The sequence below is a fragment of the Pseudodesulfovibrio sediminis genome, from assembly GCF_020886695.1.
Taxonomy (GTDB): Bacteria; Desulfobacterota; Desulfovibrionia; order Desulfovibrionales; family Desulfovibrionaceae; genus Pseudodesulfovibrio; species Pseudodesulfovibrio sediminis.
Genome location: NZ_AP024485.1, coordinates 2,966,371 through 2,983,168, shown reverse-complemented (window position 1 = coordinate 2,983,168; position 16,798 = coordinate 2,966,371). Strand labels below are relative to the sequence as shown.

The following is a 16,798-nucleotide window of genomic DNA, read 5'->3' as shown; positions in this document are numbered from 1 at the left end:
CTCCGGGCGCTCACTTTTTTATGAGCATCCGCATAGACAACGCACACATCATCGACGGCACCGGCACTCCTGCCCACACTGGCTCCGTTTTTATTGAAGGCCAAATGATCCTGTCCGTGGGCCGCGAAACGCCTGAAGCTGACACCGTCATCGACGCCCGGGGCAAGGCCGTGTGTCCCGGTTTCATCGACACGCACAGCCACTCGGACCTCGCCATACTGGAAGACCCGTTCATCTGGCCGAAAATCCGTCAGGGCGTGACCACGGAAATCCTCGGGCAGGACGGCATCTCCATGGCACCGTTGCCCAGTGCGTACATCCCGGCATGGCGCAAGAATCTGGCAGGGCTGGACGGCGACTCCGAGACCCTGGACTGGACCTACGAAACCACGGACGGCTACCTTTCCCGCATGGAGAGCAGCGGCGTTGGCACCAACGTGGCGTACCTCGTGCCCCATGGCAATATCCGCATGGAAGCCATGGGCCTTGACGACACGACAGCCTCCGAGGCCGACCGTGAGGCCATGTGCGCTGTCCTGCGCAGAGAGTTTGACGCCGGGGCCTTTGGGCTGTCCACCGGACTCATCTACCCGCCCTGCACCTATGCGGACAAGGCGGAGATGGAGGCCCTGTGCTCGGTCGCCGCCGAATACGGCCGCCCATTGGTCATCCACCAGCGCAGCGAGGCCGACACCATTGTCGAATCCATGACCGAGGTGCTCGACATCGCCCGCACCACCGGGGTGCATGTCCACTTTTCCCATTTCAAGATCTGCGGCAAGAACAACGCCGACAAATTCCAACCGGTCATCGACCTCCTTGATCGCGCCCGAGAAGAAAAGCTGACCGTCACCCTTGATCAATACCCCTATGTGGCCGGCAGCACCATGCTCGGCGCCATCCTGCCTCCGTGGGCACACGCCGGGGGCACCGAAAAACTGCTGGAACGCCTTGCTGACACGGACGCCCGCGCCCGCATGCTCCACGACATAGAGCACGGCCTGCACGGCTGGGACAATTTCGTGGCCTTTGCCGGGGTGGACGGCATTTTTGTCACCAGCGTCAAGACCGAAGCCAATCAGGACGCGGTGGGCAAGAGCCTGGTAGAGCTCGGTGAACTGCGCGGCACCTCTCCGCTGGAAGCAGCTCTGGATATCATGCTCGCAGAGGAAAACGCCGTGGGCATGGTCGATTTTTACGGACTGGAAGAACATGTGAAAGCCTTCATGTCGCGGCCGGAAATGAATGTCTGCACCGACGGTCTGCTCGGCGGCACGCCGCATCCCCGCACGTACGGCGCGTTTCCGCGTGTACTGGGGAAATACGTGCGCGAAGAACAGGTCATGCCTCTGGAAACAGCGGTCCAAAAAATGACCGGCACCCCCGCCACCACATTCGGCATCGAAAAACGGGGCTTCCTAAAACCCGGCCACTATGCCGACCTGGTGCTCTTTGACCCGGAGACCATACGGGACACAGGCACCTACACCGACTCCAGACAACACCCTGTTGGCGTGGATATGGTCATGATAAACGGCTCGATCGCCTACGACATCAACGGCTCCGCCCCAGTGACCGCCAGCGGCTGTGTGCTGCGCATGAAGCAGCCTCAATAAACCAATCGCTCCCTTTGGGGCGAACAACGCAAGTACGCAAAAAGGACACCAACGATCATCGCTGGTGTCCTCGTTTTTTTTGCAGGTGAAGCCGCACCACGCGGGCCTGCGTAGGCATCGCCCACTCTAATCGCTCCTACCGCATACGGGCAAGGACCTCCAGGGCCTCGGCAGGAGGCTGTGCCTCGATCCGCTGGTATTCCCGGCCGTCCGGGGTTCTGTTCATCAGCTTGAGATCAACCAGCTGCCGCCGCAAAAGGGCATGATCCTCAAACAGGTGCTGCTGTTCGAGCAATTCGCTTATTTCGCATTCGGTGTAGGTTTTCCTGGCTGAAATCCGGGACCACATGACCCACAGACAGATGACGCGCTCGCTATACTTCTTGGGCCAGTGAGTCAGGTAGCCATCGGCATCAAACAGCCGAAGGACCCGTTTCACACGCTTGAAGTTGATCTCGGCCCCGTGCGGTTTGGGGAGATCAAGCCCTTTGCGCGCCTCGAACTGCGCCTTGAAATGTTGAAAATTGCGATATCCACTGGCCTTGACCAGCAGGTTCAACATCTCGACATGACTGGGAATTGTTTCTGAATCCTGCAACCGACCACGCACATTGCGCGCCAATGCAGAGATATCGCCCACATACAGGGGCATTGGGGATTTGGACATGACGTATCCTCGCTTTCGCGCCTACCAAAAAGAAGGATTGCCGGTGGTCGCTGGCTTCCGACTCGGCACGCGAAGAAGGTGTCGTGTGGAATGATAAGAAGGCAGGTTTAGCTCCCCAAACGGGGCAGCGACGCCTTGGTGAACTGCCGACCAGCCAAGAACATAGTCAATATTGCGGCCCCGTGCAAGACCACGCTTTCATCGACCGCGCCTTCAAATACAACGCCCCCGCACTCACATGCAGGGGCGTGTCATCAGTGCATTGAACAAGGGCGCACCACCGTGCGATTACAAGCTACTCCTTGACCATTTTTTTCCGCTTGGGACACGGAAATGTCAGGGGTTCAAAGGACTTGGTCTGGCACAGGTAGCTGAGCAGCTGACCGGTTTCCATTTCAAAATACCAGCCATGCACGTTGAGGGAGCCGTTGGTGACGCGCTCCTCAATCCAGGGAAAAGTCATGAGATTTTCCACCGAGCGGAGAATCCCCGCCATCTCGCAGGCCGTGCAGGACTTTTTGTTCACTTCGCCGAAGTGCTCCATGACCTCGTCTCGGACAGGATTCATGACAGACAGCCATCTATTGATGAATTCGGTATCATCATGGGCATCATGCTTCATCAAGGCCGAAATGCCGCCGCAATAACTGTGACCGAGCACGATGATATTGGCGACCTTGAGGATTTTGACCGCGTATTCGATGGCCGACGACACACCGTGATAACCGGAGTCACACTCGTATGGCGGCACGATGTTGGCCACGTTGCGGACCACGAAGATCTCGCCCGGCTCGCACTGCATGATCAACGAAGGATCGGTGCGCGAATCGCTACAGGCAACAACCATTGTGGTCGGGTGCTGGCCGTTGCGCAGCTCCCGAAAGGGAGAATCTTCCCGACAAAAATACTCGTCGCGAAAACTCCTGAACCCGGAAATGAACTTCTGAATATCCTGCATCGCTTTCTTGTCTCCCAATAAAATAGAGGCAGCGGACTGCGCCCGCCGCCGTTGAACTCTCGCGTTCCTGGAAAGGTAAGAAAAAGCGCGCTGAAAAGATAGAAGAATATCCCTACTTTTTCAGGACAAAACACGCCCGCTGAACCATGCGGAACGCCCCTGGAACGGGGCAAAAAGTCGAGTTGGAGTCATGAAAAAACGGTTCTGCACCACAGGTTCATCAACAGTCGCGAGTCTATGGCTGGGATCACCCAAGCGCGACATCGAGCGTCATCATGACAGCAAAACCGATGATGCATCCCATGGTCGCCTGGTCTCCATAGCCTGAAGCCTGCGATTCCGGGATGACCTCTTCCACGACCACAAAGATCATGGCCCCTGCGGCAAACGCCAGGGCATAGGGAAGGAGGGGTTTGGCCACGACCACTGCGGCCGCGCCCACCACGGCAGCAATCGGCTCGACAATGGCGGAAGCCTGTCCGTACAGGAAGCTCTTGAACCGCGAGAGTCCCTGTCTGCGCAGTGGAACGGACACGGCAGCCCCCTCGGGAAAGTTCTGAATACCGATGCCCAGGGCCAGCGCGATGGCCCCGCCGATCGAGGCGCTCTCATAGCCCACGCCCACGGCACCAAAGGCAACGCCCACGGCCAGCCCTTCCGGTATGTTGTGCAGAGTAATAGCCAAAACGAGCAGAATCGAGCTGTTCCAGTCGGTTTCAACTCCTTCTGCCTCGGAGCGGGGGGCGTTGATATGCAAATGGGGCAGGAACATGTCCACAAGACGCAAAAACACGGCGCCGAGAATGAAGCCGATGGTTGCCGGGACAAATTTGAATGCGCCCATGTGCTCGCTCATCTCAATGGCCGGGGCAAGCAAAGACCAATAGCTGGCCGCGATCATCACACCACCGGCAAAGCCCAGCATGATATCCAACACACGTTTACTGATATCTTTGGCCGTAAAGACAACCGCTGCACCAAGAGCGGTCACGCCCCAGGTAAACAGCGTCGCCAGAAAAGCCTGCATAACGGGAGAAAGATTCAGAAAAAAGTCCACGCACGGCCTCCTATTACAGTTCAATACCGGGAACACGATCGGCAACGACAACTCTACGTATCAATCAAGAGTATGCAATAGAATGAAAGAGAGAACAAGCGCGGGGTGATAGAAACCCACAGGGCACAAAGGCGCTCCGCGCAAAACCCGTTAACCAAGAGGCAGGCTTGGCCCCGAAAACAAGCAAGGCCCTCCGAAAAACGGAAGGCCTTGCTTGTGTATCCCGGCAGACAGGGGCGTATCAGCCCTTTTTGACAACCGAGGTTTTCAGCATCATTGAGCCGAACCCCGGGATCTTGCAGGAGATGTCATGAACGCCATCTTCCGGCTCGACCAGCCTGATATTCTTGACCTTCGTCCCCTTCTTGATCGGGGAGGACGCGCCTTTCACCTTCAAGTTCTGCGCCACGATGACAGTGTCGCCATCAACAAGAACAGTACCGTTCATGTCCTTATAGACTTTTTCCGCCACATCTCCGGGCTGAAACTCGTGTCCACATTCCGGGCAGATCAGAATACTGCCGTCAGAATACACATACTCGCAATTACACTGAGGACAATTTGGTGTATCTTCCATAACTTCCCAACTGTTTGTTAAGTGATTTCATTCTTTCGAAGCACAGGGAGTACCCCAAAAGGCGCAGGCTAATCAAATCAAAAAAAGGGGACCCCGCGCCGCCACCAGCATCCAGACCATTGGAATAGTCCATAAGCAACGAAGCACTTGCACGACTGCGAGACCGGATAGACTAGCCAACGTCAGAACGAGATGCAAGACGGCAGTTGATTGTGCCCTCATCATCCCATACAGTCGCCAAAACACAGACGAGTCAAATGCACCTTCGATCAACCCGATTCATGGACTTCAAATTCTCCCAGCCGAACTCCCAGCCGGATCATCAGACGGCCTGGGAAAAAGCGGCTGTCAGCACGAACCAGGCAGACCCATTCTGCTCATCACCCGCATGGCAGATGGCGTTTCACGACGCATTCAGCCCCGATCGTCGTATCCTCATAGTGTCCCGTTCCAACTCTCTGGTCGCATTGGCCGAACATGTCTCACCACAGGGAGAAACATATCTGACGCCCATTGAGTCTCACTGGTTTTTCGGATGCCCGCTGCTCGGCAGCCAGGCGGTCCAGTTGTTCAACGGCTTGATGGACGACATCGCACGGCTCTACGCCCCGGCATTCCCCCAAATCGTCATCAGCGGCATCCGGCCCGGCGGTGCACTTTCCCAGCGCCTTATCCGCACCTTTATCGACCGCTTTGACATCTACCTCCACTCTTCGGGGGCACAGTGCGCTGCGTCGTTGGCAGGGGGCGTTGATGGCTATCTTTCCCGGCGGTCCGGCAATCATCGAAAGAAACTCCGCAAGCAGGCCCGAAAAGCCCTGGAACAGGGAGTCAGCTTCGAACGCGTTGCTCCGGCTTCCGCTGAAGAGGCCGAAACGACCTACGCCCGCATGATCGCTGTTGAATTGAAAAGCTGGAAAGGGATAGGCAAATGCGGCATGGCCGAGACACCGGCCAAGGAATTCTATGATTTCCTGCTCAAACGCCTCGCCTCCGCACAAAGCGGTAGGGTCATCTTTGCCCGGCACGACAACAAGGATATCGGCTTCATATTCGGCGGCATGGCTGGCCGGATATATCGTGGTCAGCAATTCAGCTATGATGAAGCGTGGAAACACTACTCCATCGGTAACATCATGCAACTGGAACAAATTCGTTGGCTCTGCCAGGAAAAGGCCAAACGCTATGATATGGGCCCGCTGGTCGGCCCCAAAATGGCATACAAGAACCACTGGACAGAAAAAGAAATCCGCCTCCAGACATGGATTCTCGTGAAACGAAGATAGCGACTTCAGCAGCATGCTGGCTTGCTACGGACGCAGACTCCGCGCACACAGACCGACAACATCCGAACCGCTCCCACTCCGACAACGTAACATCATTGCCCCTGCCCTCCGGGCTCTCACCAAAAATCGGCGGGAAATCTCTACTACTAGCTGGCCCTGCTGGGGGGGGCTTTACATCTCAATAATTTGGGGCATGTCAGATGATGTTAAAATTTAACATGATGGCTGTGACCAGTTGTGTCCGACTTGTGCCCTGTGTTCGGGTACGTTGTACAACAACCTGTTCAGAAAAGGACTTTCGTAACATGGATTGGTAAGGCTCTTATCCAACTCTGACTGAATCATGCCATAACCGTCTAGCGTGAACTGGCACAAGGTGTTATTAATCTCACCCCACTCTGCTATGGGCACTTCATCATCATATGGAAAATTAACAAAACTTTTCCTTCCAATCTCTACATAATTCAGAGAATGAAGTGCCTTTTCAAACCTTTTATCAATTGATTTCAGGTAATCATCAGACATGGTTTCGCTCAATACATCCATGAGATCAGATCTCAATGTATCTTTAACTACATTCAATACTGTGTTGCTGGCGAGCCATGATGCAACATCGCGACATTCACCCCTTCCGCCTCCGCAGCCAAGCTCTTCTACGGGGTTGCATGCGACGGCTTGAGCGTCCTCAATATTATTTGAAAAAGCTAACTGAACATGACCTGAAATAACGCCCTGAAACTGATCACTTAATCTCCCATGTCTTTCTTTCTTAACTATACTCAGCAGTAAACCTTGTTCAACAAAATGAAATAGCAAAGAGGGGTCAATAACCATTCTTCCAAGATCTTCAGAGTATTGGCTACCAACACACTCACGTACTTGTTGCTTGAACCAAAGAGGAATACTCTCCTCAATACCATAATCGTTATTTATCAATCCAACATTTAAGATACAGACATCTATGTGCCTCGGATTTACTACAAGATCACCAAATTTCATGCTTTGACAATTATCTGCGTATGTTCCAGCCAATAAAATGGTCAACTCCATTAATTTTGCATAACTCAAGGCAATAAATGGGATATGTTTAACATCACAACTCTTGGATATACCATCTAGCTCAGACTGTCTTAAGGCAAGAAAGTCCTCATCCAAACTCTTTTGAGCTATTGCTGAATCTAGGAGTTCATTAAATCTTATTAAATCACTAATTTCCATATCCATCTTTCACTCCGTATGCCAAATGGGAAGAGTTTGAAATGCTCTGTTTCCACCAGTAAAACTACGTGCACCACCTGGTCATCGGAGCACCGCCTCCTTTACGAGCAGTGGAAATATCAAGAGCTCAAAAAGGCCACCCAGTATATGCCCCCACTTCCTCAAGTTAAACAATGGACAGCGTTCATTGATTAACAAAAAGAGGAATGAGAGGGATTGAAGCTTTTCTCTGTTGCATAAAGACTCTCTCGCACGAAAGCTAAGTTGAAAAACGAACCTAAGTACAGTCAGCCGGAGTTATGCTCGGTTTGACACAATTCTTCCCCCAAACAAACTGACCAGGACAAAAACAGCCAACCAGAGACCGCAAGAAAGCAGCACAAGCTAACCATCTGTTATTTATCCTGAACCAGACACTGTGCCCTACGGATGTGCCCGGTCATTTCTTTTGCCAGCTCCTAAACCCCAAAAACCACCAACCCTACGATTGGTGGCCGAAGTAACTGAGCCTCGATTATTTTATTGAAACCAGCCCCTTTAGCGATGGCTATCAAAACTCACAAGAAAGCCCTTTGAACTAAATCAAAGGGCTTTCCTAAATCGTTTTACAATTAGGCAAAAGAACTAGGACATTGACCTCAATGATCAATGTCCTGGTTCTTTTAGTGGCGGAGCCGACGAGACTCGAACTCGCGGCCTCCGGCGTGACAAGATGTTATCCAGATGAGAAACTAACTGGGTACTCCTCCCCTTCGAAACCGACGCCGAATCGCCAAAGAAAACAGTGCGACTTGGGAGAGCATAGCCAGTTGAAGCAAGACATAAACAAAAAAAATCGCATCCGATTTCAACTCAACATATGCATTTTTATGAAGCAAGAGCAGCTGAATGGTTTTCACCAGTGCAGACAGGTAGCCATCCACTTCACTTGAAAAACAAACAACAGTCGGGGAAAAGATAAATATCAAAAACAAAAGCAATGACGCAGCTCTTAACCACGATGTACCAAATTTTGATGTAATGTTATACAGGGCGAATACGGGCTTCTCATAAAATTTCGCTTTCTTAGCCTTAACCTGCATTTCAGATATAAAAAACTTCTCCCCACTCTCGGAATCCCTGACGTCATCATAGTAGCTGACAAGTTCGCCATATTGTTTTTTGACTGCATCAAGTCTTTCGTGTTCTGTTTCCAGAACTCCACTTTCCAATTCATCTTTCAAATAATACCTGCCATGCCTTTCTTCCCACACAACATTATAAAATCTTACATTTCTTGAAAGATCCACATACAAGAAAGAGACATCTTTCAGCGAAAGCGAAGAAAAGATAGCTTCTTTGTTGAACTGTGTCCGGGCGAATGACACATCGTTCATAACAAGATTCGAAAACTCAACAGCCCCCCAGAACCGCGAACCAGCGAAAAAGGCATCCTCACAAAACCCAACAGTGGCATCCTTATCTTTTTTCATACTCCGGAAGACGACATCTCCTCGGAAGTCACAGACTTCAAACTGAGCAGCACCACTGAAATGAGTATTTTCAAAACTCGTTTGTCCCAAAAAAGAACTGCTTTGGAAAACAACCTGCTCCAATCTCGCTTCACTAAAAGTAAGCCTGTCATGAAACAGGGACGACACGACCTGCAGACAGCCATCAACCTGCAGTTCGTTGAAGTTTGCTCTGCAGTGAATCGCAGCGAAATTTAAATAAAAATCGCCACATATCATTGCGCCTGCGCAAGAGAACTCGTTGTGCACCACAAGGCGGCGGCATTTTAGCTGTTCTTTGACGTATGCGCCGTTAAGGAGAAGACCTCCCAAATCGGCACCTTGCAAATCCAACAAATCGAAAACCACATTTTGAAAGTGCACACCTGTTTTGAGTCGAGCTCCACAGAGTGAAAGGGAACCCACATAAAACTTCGTGTCATAGCTATATTGATCGACCAGTTCCTGATGGAACTTATTCCACTTCTCTACAGAGGAATCGCTCGGTTGCTCAAAAAAAAGAGCAACATCCTGTGAAACATCCAACAATTCACACTGCCTATCACCTAATGACAACTTCACTGACAGCAACCATCCGTATGCTTATTAAAAAGATGACTTAACAATTACTGCATACAACTACAAACTCAAACAAGATACAAAAAGAAAAGGACATTACTCAAATTGAGTAATGTCCTAGTTCTTTAGTGGCGGAGCCGACGAGACTCGAACTCGCGGCCTCCGGCGTGGCATGCAAGTGGAAAGCTTTATCCCACCTGTTTTTATTGGACTTTTTGTCGCTTCAAGTAGTCCCAAGTAGCCTCAATGAGGTTAAAGGGCCCACCAGCGAGCCCACTAATTACGAAGTGAAGATATCAACCAAGACGCCTGTGCTGCCGCTCATAGTAACTTTGCAGGAGTTCTCTTAGATAACGCTCATAGGAAGATGCTTCCGGCAACTCATGATCAAAATGCACTGCCATTGAGTCGACCGTTTTATGGTAAAGGTCTTTCCTGATAGATTCATCCATTGATTCAGCTCGTTCTAGAAGTTGAGCGATCAAATGGACTTCCTTTTGTTTCAATTCGTCCAGCCCAATTCGTACAAAACGGAATTCTCGCTGGGCCCCTTCCTCCAATTCTTCACGGACCTCTTCAAGGGTTCCTGGTTGGTCCACGACAATCAGGGTGCCAGCAACCATGTCACCAAGTCTTTTCGAGCGCTTTGAGAAAAGCGGAACCAGCCATGCGATGGGAATTGAGTCGACTATACGAAAGACGCTACGTAGGAAGACTTTGGTCGAGTTCAGGGCTATCCCTTCCTCTCCAATGACCCGGATAGACATCCAACGCTTGCCCAGGGTTCTTCCGTGCCCAAAGTATTCAAACATAAAGAAATAGACGAATGAGACGGTGTTGAGAATGAGAAGGAAAAGACTAAAGTATATGCCCACCATCAGGTTCTTCGTTTCTTTGTCATCGCCCAAGCTGTATGCTATACGCTCTTCTACGAATTCAAACAGCCCGTCATAAGCTACTCCTAGAGCAATCAGACACACGATTAGTAGGAAGACAATGAGATAGGAGATAATTGAGTCAACGATCCAAGCCATGAAACGGGTGCCAAGCCCTGCAGGTTGGTAATTGACGAGAATGTTCTCGGGAGTTTCGAATTCAATTCGTGCAGTCATAGTATAGCCAAATAGGTATAGTGGTTTAATAGATGCAGTCCTTCATAAGCCGAAATAAAAGCACCTGGCAAGAGCTGGAAAAGCTGATGGTCCGTGCTCGGAAAGGTCGCGGGATTAAGCGGCTTAAGCCCGCAGAATTGAGCCGTCTCGACCAGCTCTATAGACGAACGACAGTTCACTTGGCTCAAGTCTTATCCAGGTCGAATGATGATGCTTTGATACAATACCTCAACAATCTGACATCGACCACTCACAGTATCATCTACATTTCCGACAAGTCTCCCTTCCTGGGCAAAGTGGGACGTTTCTTCATTGAAGGCTTCCCAAGGGCCATCGCAAGGAACTGGCGCTTTCATTTGATTGCCCTCTTGCTATTTCTCGGTGGACTATTTCTTGGCTACTTCGCATCGTTTCACGATCCCCTAGCGTCATATATGATCATGCCCGATGGCGAGCATAGAACCATGGGAGCAACAGCTGAGCAATTAGTAGAAGCCCTTCGATCAGGAAGAGACACGGGCCAAGGCAAGAAGATTTTTTTCGCCTCATATTTGTCTCAGCACAATATCAAAGTAGGACTGATGAGTTTGACAATGGGGGTGCTGGCTGGGATTCCCACAATTCTTCTCACCATATACAATGGCATGATTCTGGGAGCCTTCACGGCTACCCACCACAGCGTAGGAATATTCGTCGAGTACTGGGCTTGGATACTTCCTCATGGTGTTCCTGAGATAAGCGCCATCATACTCTTCTCCGGAGTCGGTTTACGTCTGGGGTGGGCAGTTGTTGCTCCTGGCCTTCTTTCTCGTAGACGAAGCATTGTCAGCGCATCAAAGGATGCAATGCTAACCATTCTCGGTGGGGGTGTTTTGCTGGTACTTGCCAGTTTGGTGGAGAGTTTCCTTAGACAAAGTCATTTGCCGTCAACTGAACGGCTCATTTTTGCCGCAATCAGTGCAGCCTTTCTCGCAAGCTATATAGCGGCAGGATTCTATTTCGAGCTGACCAGAAAAGAAAAAGCAGATTAGAGCAGGCCCTGCTCCCGAATCCGAATGTACTGATTAAGTAATGGCACGGTAAGCCCTTCAGGCTCTGTGTCCAAAACGGTTACGCCCAACTTGCTTATCTGGTGGAGGGCTTTTTCCCGCTCTTGCTCAAGCTGCATGGCTACTGCTTGGCGCATTACACCTCTTGTGCTGTCAACAACCTGATTTGCATAATTGCTTAGAGCTGGCGTTCTCATTGCAGCAAAGACCACCATATGTTGTTTCTTGAGTTCAGCCAAAGCCCTTTTCATCCGCCCAGAGGTATTGGAATCAACAACATCAGAAATAATCACGACCAAAGAACGTTTACGTTGCTTCTGTTGTAGCTTGGAGAACATGACTGAAAAGTCGCTTTCGATAAATGAGCACTCCACGTCATATACATTTTCCAGAACTCGCTTGTATGCACCGATTCCCCGTTGAGGGAGCAGAAAGCTCCTTACCTGATTGTCATAGACGCCAAAGGAACAGCTGTCTCCGCGATGCCCGGCTATCCTAAAGAGCAGCAAAGCGGCATCCACTGCCCGATCAAGTTTATTTCCAGCAGATGTCTGGGCACCCATCAATCGTCCGCAATCAAGCAGGATAACGACCTCACGGTGCTGGTCCTGCTGATAACGCCGTACCATGAATTCTCCGCTACGGGCTGTGGAGAACCAGTCGATGTGGCGTGGATCATCACCCTCGACAAAACGATCAATTGTTTCGAAATCCATGCCTTCACCACGTCGACGAGTTGAAGAGCTCTTTTTCAGGTCATATTCGATTTGTGTGAATACTTGATACTCTCCATCAGGAACCGCGCTTTCAGGGTATACCTTTACGCTCTGGGGTTCGCCCAAGGCCATCTGTCCTTCAAGAAAGCCGAGGAAGCCTTTGAGACGGAGGTGAGTTAGCCCCCAGTGATGCACTCCGCGCTCCGGAATGATGCAAGAGTAGTTTTCTTGTATTGCCCCGTTCGGCTCCAGTAGGATATCATACTGCCATGTCTCAGGGGTAACTCCTTCAGGTGGTAAATCGCGGAGTGATCCTGAAAGGCGGCGTTGGATGATATTGATGAGTTCAAGGCCGACGTTACAAGAAGCACCACGCCCGGCACTGTTTGGCAAGGTACGTTTAAACCGTATTGCATTGAAAGCGTCTATAAGAAAACGGTAGTCAGCTACAGCCAGAGCCAAAACAAAGAGTACCGTTGCCAACATCAACCATACGGCCACCGGCCAAATGGTTGAGATGAGTCCGAATGGAATAATGGCTCCCATGAGCCATATAGAGTTCCTACCGGGTCGAATCCTCACCGGGGCACCTTTACCGTTTCCAGTATGTTGGTGAGTATTTCGTCAGGTTCTATCTCTTCGATTTCGGCCATGGGAGCGCGAACCACTCTATGACGCATGGCCGGACAGAAGACCTCTTTCACGTCATCCGGGATGACGTAATCCCGACCAGCAAAGCGTGCTATACTCTTTGCACCCATCATCAGCATCAATCCGGCACGAGGGCTTGCCCCCACGCTGAGCAGGTCCTCGTCCCTGGTTGCGGCCATCAACGACTGGACGTACTCGACGACTTCGTCACGCACAAAGGTTGAGCGGATCACTTCCCGAGCCTCAAGCAGCTCCTCAGCCGAAAGAACGGGGTTGATGCCAAGCTCTCCCCTATCCCGCAGGCCTGCTGTTGCATGATGACTGTTCAGCATTCTTTTTTCTGCTTCAACATCAGGATAGTCGATGATGATCTTGAACATGAAGCGGTCCAACTGAGCCAAAGGCAGAGGGTAGGTCCCATCTTGATCGACGGGGTTTTGCGTTGCAAAGACCATGAATGGATCGGGAAGGGGGTGGGTCGTTTTGTCCTGGCTGACTGTGCATTCTTGCATGGCTTCCAAGAGTGCAGACTGTGTCTTGGGTGAAGCGCGGTTCAATTCATCGGCCAGCAGAAAATTGGTAAAGACCGGCCCTGGCTTGAAGGTGAACTCTTTGTCATCTGGATGGAAAACACTTGATCCGGTAATTTCGTTGGGCAGCCGGTCGGCGGTCATCTGGATGCGACACGAATCCATGCTCAGAGTTGTTGCCAATGTTTGTACCAAGAGGGTCTTCGCCGTACCAGGAACTCCTTCCAGCAATACATGGCCTCCACAAAACAGGGCTGCAAGGCAAAGATTCAAGGTATCATCCTGTCCAAAAAAGACTTTTTGCACTTCAGTGCACACTTTCTTGTGCGTTGCTTCTATTGACACTTGGTAAACTTCCTCGTGATCTGTGCCAGGCGCTTGGCTGACGGTTCTCTTTTTTTCTTAAGAATTGTATCGACAGCAGCAACAGATTCCATGAATCGTTTTGCTGCGTCAGGATCTCTTTTGCCCATCGCTTTCGCGATACTCTTTGCATCGGCTTTAGATGGAGGCAGATGGTATTTCTTGGCCAGGCGTCTCATCACTCCTTCCCTTACTTCGCCCAATGCGAATCGGTAGGCCCTTTTTTTCATGAACAGGTTGGCCATGGCGTCGATGTAATCCGAAATGTCTCTCCTCGAAGTTCTGCCCTCTGGAAGAGGCGGCCCCAAGAAGATAGCGCTTCTCCAGCACCAGAGCAAGACGGTAAGCAAGAAGCCCAAGGCAATGTATCCATATGGCTGTCTTGATAGGAGGTGAATAGGATTCCCCCTTGAGCCAATGCCGTGCAGAAATTCATCGAATACTATTGGGCCGGACTCTCCTCCGAGCAACAGCGTCATTACGACAGCATTGTCCTCCAGCCCAAGAAACTTGTTTACCGCCAGTCTGGGGTCAGCCACGATCACAACTTCGCCCTTGCCGAGCGGCAGCGCGGCAATAAGGGTGCTCTCCTTGCCGTCCTTGTCGATGAAATCGAGCCGGTCCGGGCTCACCAAATCCCCTGCTCTTCCCAGGGTAATGATCGACTCGACGGGTAGGACCAATGAATCCACACCGCGCAGCAACGTGTCCATTTTCCCCTTGGCAACAATGCTCACGACTGCCGATTCGTTGAGAGCTCCGCCCCAGACTGACTTCTCAAAATTCGGCAATCCCTCATTGGGGGTAGGGGCTACATGGGGGGCATCGACATCAAAGAAAATCTGGCGTTTCAAACCGAGGTACTTGAACAGGGTTTCTTTTCCCTCGGAGTCCGCCCTTACTCCATTGATCGTCGGAGGAGCGATAATCAAGCGTCCTCCTTCCTTTACCCACTGCCCTAGTTGCTCAATATGCCGGAGTTCTTTTTGGACCCTGTGAGACTCTGGACTCCATAAAACCAAATTCGCATCAGGGTATAAGGTGTCGACGGCAGATGGAGGGACATGGATTCGATGTACGTCCATGCCAAGCGTTTCCAAGGTTTCGTATAGGCCACGCAGGCCATGCCCAAGTAGCCCAAAACTGTCGTGCTCCCGGCCAGTCCCTTGAGGAGCTCTTGCTCCGTCGAGAACTGTCAGCAGCACCGAGAGCAACATCAACGCCACGATGCCTATGAGAGATTTTCTTGCAGCCGACATCTCAGTTTTGCTCCTGAGCCAATATTACAAGCTGCTTGTGCGCGGCTAAGCCCTTCTCGTAAACAGCTTGATCACAAGTTTCTCCCGCATACCAACGGTTCAGGGCCTGAGCCATGAATGTCAGGGGGGCTTCCGCATCAGTCTTTGAAAATCTCCGTAGGTACTCTGCATTGGTCAAAGCTGGCTTATAGAAATTGTCCGAGGCTTTTTCCAGACGCATAACGCCAGCCATGAACAACAAACGTAGCGCCAGGATTAAGTCTCCCTCGTCGCCTGCCTCAGCAGCTTCGGCTTCCAGCATCTCAGGGGTGACGGCCTTGGATGAAAGAAGCGTATCAGGGTATGTACGCTCAAGGCGTCGGGCCTTGATTGCCTTGTATAGTTTCAAGGCTAGACGGGTCACAATGACAACCAACAGTAGGCTCAGGCACCCCACGACAGTCCAAAACAAGATGGGAGAATCATCGCGGAACGAAAAGGCTAGGTTTATGGTTCGATCAAGTGCTGAGATTATAGGGGCGAGATACTTTTCAATAACTTCAGTTATCGATTGAAAAAAACCATTGATCACCCCCTCAGCTAAGGAGGGCTTGTCTTCATAGTAGGGACGCGAAAGGACCTCTTCCACTGCCCGACAAATGTCTTCAGGCGGTGGAGAGGTGTTTTGTAAAGCGATAGAAGCTTGGTGTTTCAACGCAGTAACCGATTACTCAACTGGAGCCGTTTCTGCTTGCGTTTCCGGCCCATCAGTTGCAGCCAAAGAGTCCGCTAGCATTTGAAGGTCGAAACTCTCCTTCTGGCAGCGGGCCGAGAAGTAGAGCACGGTCGTTGCAATAGTACCGACGAAGAAAGAAACAAACTGAGTGCTAAATACGATGGCGAGCCTTACAACATCGTTGGGGAACAGAAGAGCTGAAAGCCTAGTCAAAGCCACAAAAACAATGAGCAGTATGGATATGACAAGGAGCTTCCATTTATTCTTCTTCATAAGAAAGCTACTGCGCTTCAATGCCTTTGGCCCACTGATCCGTTCAATGACAACAACCTGATCTGCGATACCCCATCGCATGAACATGTATATGGCAAAAAGAAAAACCAAAGGGACTACAATGTGTGGGAGAAAAGCAAAGGTAGATGCAATCTTAAGCTGAATAGCGAATTGTCCGCCAATACATGCACCAACGACCAAGCCTATGGCCAGGATTTTCAATAAGTTGGTCCAACCTAGAGCAAATGATCGCTTAAAGCCTTCGGCAAAAGCCTGTTTCAAGGTCATGAGTTCACCAAGATATCGCTTTGAAAAAAAAGCAACGACTGCTGCAATTGAAGATAGGTAGACGCCAATTGCTAACAAGAAAGCAGGGAACAACCATGCCGCCTTGGGCCAAGGGAGAGTCGCAGACCATTCATTTATAGTTACGATGTAAACCGAGTTCCACATAGCTAGTCCAACTATGACAGCCATAACCAGTAAGCTAACAACAGTAATTTTTAGAATCATGCCCAGGTTGTCTTTGATAAGCCCCAAGCTCTGATCCAGAACGCCGCCGATCCCCAGTTCCTTAATTTCGTAGTCCATATGCACCCCTTAATAATAACGGATATTGAAATAGTTTGCCTGTCATATAATATGTATAAGATGAATGCAATAAACCGAATTTGAAACTAGT

The 16,798-nt window shown here is 50.7% G+C and carries 15 protein-coding genes; 3 read left to right on the top strand and 12 right to left on the bottom strand.

The features are described from left to right. Window positions 1–20 precede the first annotated feature (20 nt). Window positions 21–1,616, top strand: coding sequence for an N-acyl-D-amino-acid deacylase family protein (locus SRBAKS_RS14175; RefSeq protein ID WP_229591540.1), 1,596 nt, complete (start codon window positions 21–23; stop codon window positions 1,614–1,616). A gap of 136 nt (window positions 1,617–1,752) precedes the next feature. Here SRBAKS_RS14175 and SRBAKS_RS14170 read toward each other — a convergent pair whose 3' ends face one another. From SRBAKS_RS14170 to SRBAKS_RS14155, 4 genes are all read right to left on the bottom strand, one after another. Further along, entirely contained in the window at window positions 1,753–2,283 is a 531-nt protein-coding gene (locus tag SRBAKS_RS14170) for a DUF2087 domain-containing protein (RefSeq protein ID WP_229591539.1), read from the bottom strand. 295 nt (window positions 2,284–2,578) lie between these two features. Beyond that, window positions 2,579–3,241, bottom strand: a complete 663-nt coding sequence (locus SRBAKS_RS14165) for a carbonic anhydrase (protein ID WP_229591538.1) — start codon at window positions 3,239–3,241, stop codon at window positions 2,579–2,581. Window positions 3,242–3,488: 247 nt separating this feature from the next. After that, window positions 3,489–4,298: a ZIP family metal transporter gene (locus SRBAKS_RS14160; RefSeq protein ID WP_229591537.1), complete on the bottom strand. Its 810-nt coding sequence runs from the start codon at window positions 4,296–4,298 to the stop codon at window positions 3,489–3,491. Between the two features lie 241 nt (window positions 4,299–4,539). Further along, a complete protein-coding gene (locus SRBAKS_RS14155; protein WP_229591536.1) occupies window positions 4,540–4,875 on the bottom strand; it encodes a zinc ribbon domain-containing protein YjdM in 336 nt (111 codons plus the stop codon). Between the two features lie 257 nt (window positions 4,876–5,132). On the opposite strand from SRBAKS_RS14155, the gene SRBAKS_RS14150 reads away from it, so the two are divergent. Beyond that, the gene (locus SRBAKS_RS14150; RefSeq protein ID WP_229591535.1) at window positions 5,133–6,161 is read left to right on the top strand and encodes a GNAT family N-acetyltransferase; all 1,029 of its coding nucleotides are present in this window, start codon (window positions 5,133–5,135) and stop codon (window positions 6,159–6,161) included. 213 nt (window positions 6,162–6,374) lie between these two features. Here SRBAKS_RS14150 and SRBAKS_RS14145 read toward each other — a convergent pair whose 3' ends face one another. The 3 genes from SRBAKS_RS14145 to SRBAKS_RS14135 all read right to left on the bottom strand — a co-directional run bounded on the left by SRBAKS_RS14145 (window position 6,375) and on the right by SRBAKS_RS14135 (window position 10,560). Next, window positions 6,375–7,385, bottom strand: a complete 1,011-nt coding sequence (locus SRBAKS_RS14145) for a hypothetical protein (protein WP_229591534.1) — start codon at window positions 7,383–7,385, stop codon at window positions 6,375–6,377. A 725-nt stretch (window positions 7,386–8,110) separates the two neighbouring features. Next, window positions 8,111–9,451, bottom strand: a complete 1,341-nt coding sequence (locus tag SRBAKS_RS14140) for a hypothetical protein (protein WP_229591533.1) — start codon at window positions 9,449–9,451, stop codon at window positions 8,111–8,113. A 293-nt stretch (window positions 9,452–9,744) separates the two neighbouring features. Further along, a complete protein-coding gene (locus tag SRBAKS_RS14135; protein ID WP_229591532.1) occupies window positions 9,745–10,560 on the bottom strand; it encodes an RDD family protein in 816 nt (271 codons plus the stop codon). Window positions 10,561–10,592: 32 nt separating this feature from the next. Here SRBAKS_RS14135 and SRBAKS_RS14130 point away from each other — a divergent pair, with 32 nt between their 5' ends. Beyond that, window positions 10,593–11,591: a stage II sporulation protein M gene (locus SRBAKS_RS14130; RefSeq protein ID WP_229591531.1), complete on the top strand. Its 999-nt coding sequence runs from the start codon at window positions 10,593–10,595 to the stop codon at window positions 11,589–11,591. On the opposite strand, the gene SRBAKS_RS14125 is transcribed toward SRBAKS_RS14130, so the two are convergent. Genes SRBAKS_RS14125 through SRBAKS_RS14105 form a run of 5 tightly spaced genes read right to left on the bottom strand, consistent with a single transcriptional unit; the run spans window position 11,588 to window position 16,707 of the window. After that, complete coding sequence (locus SRBAKS_RS14125) at window positions 11,588–12,871, bottom strand: DUF58 domain-containing protein (RefSeq protein ID WP_229591530.1); 1,284 nt, start codon at window positions 12,869–12,871, stop codon at window positions 11,588–11,590. The two genes, SRBAKS_RS14130 and SRBAKS_RS14125, sit on opposite strands and share 4 nt — an antisense overlap. Before the next feature lie 32 nt (window positions 12,872–12,903). Beyond that, the gene (locus tag SRBAKS_RS14120; RefSeq protein WP_283816565.1) at window positions 12,904–13,824 is read right to left on the bottom strand and encodes an AAA family ATPase; all 921 of its coding nucleotides are present in this window, start codon (window positions 13,822–13,824) and stop codon (window positions 12,904–12,906) included. Window positions 13,825–13,841: 17 nt separating this feature from the next. After that, a complete protein-coding gene (locus tag SRBAKS_RS14115) occupies window positions 13,842–15,128 on the bottom strand; it encodes a DUF4350 domain-containing protein (protein ID WP_229591529.1) in 1,287 nt (428 codons plus the stop codon). 1 nt (window position 15,129) lies between these two features. Continuing rightward, entirely contained in the window at window positions 15,130–15,822 is a 693-nt protein-coding gene (locus SRBAKS_RS14110) for a hypothetical protein (RefSeq protein WP_229591528.1), read from the bottom strand. 12 nt (window positions 15,823–15,834) lie between these two features. After that, complete coding sequence (locus tag SRBAKS_RS14105) at window positions 15,835–16,707, bottom strand: hypothetical protein (protein ID WP_229591527.1); 873 nt, start codon at window positions 16,705–16,707, stop codon at window positions 15,835–15,837. Window positions 16,708–16,798: the final 91 nt, after the last annotated feature.

Bases quoted from the DNA above. Each gene is read 5' to 3' on its own strand.
- SRBAKS_RS14175 (WP_229591540.1), top strand. From the start codon at position 21: ATGAGCATCCGCATAGACAACGCACACATCATCGACGGCACCGGCACT.
- SRBAKS_RS14170 (WP_229591539.1), bottom strand. From the start codon at position 2,283: ATGTCCAAATCCCCAATGCCCCTGTATGTGGGCGATATCTCTGCATTG.
- SRBAKS_RS14165 (WP_229591538.1), bottom strand. From the start codon at position 3,241: ATGCAGGATATTCAGAAGTTCATTTCCGGGTTCAGGAGTTTTCGCGAC.
- SRBAKS_RS14155 (WP_229591536.1), bottom strand. From the start codon at position 4,875: ATGGAAGATACACCAAATTGTCCTCAGTGTAATTGCGAGTATGTGTAT.
- SRBAKS_RS14150 (WP_229591535.1), top strand. From the start codon at position 5,133: ATGCACCTTCGATCAACCCGATTCATGGACTTCAAATTCTCCCAGCCG.
- SRBAKS_RS14145 (WP_229591534.1), bottom strand. From the start codon at position 7,385: ATGGATATGGAAATTAGTGATTTAATAAGATTTAATGAACTCCTAGAT.
- SRBAKS_RS14135 (WP_229591532.1), bottom strand. From the start codon at position 10,560: ATGACTGCACGAATTGAATTCGAAACTCCCGAGAACATTCTCGTCAAT.
- SRBAKS_RS14130 (WP_229591531.1), top strand. From the start codon at position 10,593: ATGCAGTCCTTCATAAGCCGAAATAAAAGCACCTGGCAAGAGCTGGAA.
- SRBAKS_RS14125 (WP_229591530.1), bottom strand. From the start codon at position 12,871: ATGGGAGCCATTATTCCATTCGGACTCATCTCAACCATTTGGCCGGTG.
- SRBAKS_RS14115 (WP_229591529.1), bottom strand. From the start codon at position 15,128: ATGTCGGCTGCAAGAAAATCTCTCATAGGCATCGTGGCGTTGATGTTG.
- SRBAKS_RS14105 (WP_229591527.1), bottom strand. From the start codon at position 16,707: ATGGACTACGAAATTAAGGAACTGGGGATCGGCGGCGTTCTGGATCAG.